The organism is Pseudorhodobacter sp., assembly GCF_030452865.1.
In the GTDB taxonomy this organism is placed as follows: domain Bacteria; phylum Pseudomonadota; class Alphaproteobacteria; order Rhodobacterales; family Rhodobacteraceae; genus Pseudorhodobacter.
Window position 1 is genome coordinate 1 of the sequence record NZ_JAKDLJ010000462.1, and the last position, 2,576, is coordinate 2,576.

The following is a 2,576-nucleotide window of genomic DNA, read 5'->3' on the forward strand; positions in this document are numbered from 1 at the left end:
CTTGCGTGCGGCGTATGGTCGTTCCCTCGGCAGGGGCAAAAACCTTCAACGACTATTTAGGTTTTGAACGGGGTTTGTGGCAGCGGAAAACAGACCATTTTCTCGCCGTTGCAAAAAGGAGGGTTTTAGGAATATTTTTGGACGCACAATGCCAGCGCAGCGAGACACACGAGCTTGATTTTATGGCTTCGTAAGACTAAGAACATAGGGATTTTATTTTAGAGGGGTTAGGTCAGTGGTCAGAAGTTTAAGCCTTAGTGCGGCCATTTCGCTCGTCTGGGTTACGAGCGCATTTTCTGGCGTATGTGACTATCGGCTTAGCCAGTTGGTCAGTCCCACAGCTGCTACTGCGGTTGTCACAGCAGGTGGCGTTGGGGCGTCCGTAGGTCCGGCGACAATGGCTTTAGGGGGGCTTTATTTCTTTCCACACGCAGCCAGCGGATCTATAATGTTGGGTTCGACGCTTGCAGGGGCTTCCGGAGCTGGGACCGTAGGTATCATTGGCGGAAGTGAATTTGCGGCAGGTGTTCTTGCCGTCCTTACTGCACCAATTACGTTGCTCGTTGCTGCTGGAACGGCTGTGACGGTTGGTGGGGTGGAAGCTGGCTGCTATTTCGTCGATGAGCGTATTACCGAAAAAGAAGGGGTGCTTGCAATCTTAATGCAAGCGGCACTGACCTCTAATGAGGATTATTTTAAGCTGTTTGACGTGAGCGGCGAGGAGGCTGCCGAAACAGGGGCAGTAAGCCGAGTTCGTATCCCTGATGAGGACGGAGTGTATCGGTTTTACGAAGTAGAAAATCTCTACATCGTAAATGGTGAATTACTGCATCGAGATTGGTTTTTTAACACTTCTCTTGGGAACATTGCAGCCACACTGGTTGCACAACCTTAACTTCCATTTCGGATCAGGAATATCCCGCTTCAAACTGGTGCTTGAACTGACTTCCAAAAACTACCGCTTGTGGCACATCAACCTGAAAGCGGCTTTGGCCTTGAGGCTCTAGAGGCGGCTTTGCGTGCCATCGTCATAAAGGCCGCACCAATCACCCCAGCCGCTTCCCCCCAACATCAAACCGAAACGCCAGCGCATCGTCGAAATCGAGCGCGATCGCTTGCCCGACCTTCGCCGCATATTGGCCGAAGAGCCGCAGGGTCAGTGCCTCGGCGCCGTCGGTTTTGACCAGCACATTGGTATCGCCGCCCAGATTTTCGACATGGGTGACGCGCCCGTTGATGCGGCCCGCCTCCACCACGCGCAGGTGTTCGGGGCGGATGCCCAAGGTTTCCCCCGCCGTTTGGCCTTTGACCGAAGCAGTCAGGAAATTCATGGCGGGGGAGCCGAGGAAGCCTGCGACGAATTGGTTGGCGGGGTTGTTGTAAAGCTCCATCGGGGAGCCGACCTGTTCCACCCGCCCATCATGCAGCACGACGATCTTATCGGCCAGCGTCATCGCTTCGGTCTGGTCATGGGTGACATAGATCATCGACGCCGACAGGGTGCGGTGCAAATCGGCAATCTCGACCCGCGTGTTCATCCGCAAGGCGGCGTCGAGGTTCGACAGCGGCTCATCAAACAGAAACAGCTTGGGTTCGCGCACGATGGCGCGGCCAATGGCAACGCGCTGGCGCTGGCCGCCGGAAAGCTCTGCCGGGCGGCGTTTGAGGTAGTCGTCAAGCGACAGCATCTTGCTGGCTTTGGCGATGCGCGCGGCAATCACCTCTTTCGGTTGGCCCTCCTGTTTCAGGCCCAACCCCATGTTATCCTTGACGTTCAGATGCGGATAAAGCGCGTAGGATTGGAACACCATGGCAATGCCGCGTTTGGCGGGGGGGGTGGCGTTGACGACGGTGCCGCCAATGGCAACGGTGCCGGAACTGGCATCCTCCAACCCCGCGATCACCCGCAACAGGGTGGATTTGCCGCAGCCCGAGGGGCCGACGAAAACCACAAACTCGCCTTCCTCCACCGTCAGGTTGATATCATGCAGCACCTTCACATCGCCGAAAGATTTGCTGACGTTTTCCAGTTTCAACGCGGTCATAGGATATCCTCTAACTCTATCATGCGGCCTTCGCGGATGCTTTGATCGGCGGCAAGGCAGATGCGCAAGGACTGCACGGCGTCTTGCATGTGGCGCGTCAGATCCATGTCGGTCTGAATCGCCGTGATCAGATGCGCCTGTTCGGCGGCGCAAAGCGCGTCATGGCCGGGTTCATCCGGCATCTCGATCACCTCATCGCCACTGCGGCGATGCACCAGAATTCCGCCGACTTTCGTATGCCCGTCCACGTCGTCGGATTTGCCCTTGTTGCCATCTGTGATTGACACCGCGCCATTGGGCGACACGATGTCTTTCACGAAAAACGCGGTTTCCGACATCATCGGACCCCAACCCGCCTCATACCAGCCAACGGATTTGTCGTCGAAAATCACTTGGAACTGGCCGTAGTTATACATATCGGGCGCAATTTCATCTGAAAGCCGCAAGCCCATACCATGCACGCGCAACGGCTGCGCATCGGTGATCTGGCACATCACGTCGAGATAGTGCACGCCGCAGTCGACAATCGGC

Annotated in this window: 3 protein-coding genes and 1 pseudogene; 2 read left to right on the top strand and 2 right to left on the bottom strand. The window is 56.2% G+C overall.

Annotated elements, in window-relative coordinates; genetic code table 11:
* Both L0H65_RS18055 and L0H65_RS18060 read left to right on the top strand, forming a co-directional pair.
* On the top strand, positions 1-194 hold a 194-nt coding region (locus tag L0H65_RS18055; RefSeq protein WP_301460597.1), incomplete at its 5' end, for a hypothetical protein.
* Positions 195-448: 254 nt separating this feature from the next.
* Positions 449-895 (top strand): hypothetical protein, encoded by a 447-nt coding sequence (locus L0H65_RS18060; RefSeq protein ID WP_301460598.1) that lies wholly within the window; start codon positions 449-451, stop codon positions 893-895.
* Between the two features lie 151 nt (positions 896-1,046).
* Here L0H65_RS18060 and L0H65_RS18065 read toward each other — a convergent pair whose 3' ends face one another.
* On the bottom strand, positions 1,047-2,045 hold the full coding sequence (locus L0H65_RS18065; RefSeq protein ID WP_301460599.1) for an ABC transporter ATP-binding protein: 999 nt from the start codon (positions 2,043-2,045) through the stop codon (positions 1,047-1,049).
* Positions 2,042-2,576 (bottom strand): annotated as a pseudogene (locus tag L0H65_RS18070) (gfo/Idh/MocA family oxidoreductase); the annotation flags it as partial. The pseudogene L0H65_RS18070 and the gene L0H65_RS18065, both read right to left, overlap by 4 nt.

Coding starts and splice junctions, on each gene's coding strand:
- L0H65_RS18060 (WP_301460598.1), top strand. CDS start 449: ATGTTGGGTTCGACGCTTGCAGGGGCTTCCGGAGCTGGGACCGTAGGT.
- L0H65_RS18065 (WP_301460599.1), bottom strand. CDS start 2,045: ATGACCGCGTTGAAACTGGAAAACGTCAGCAAATCTTTCGGCGATGTG.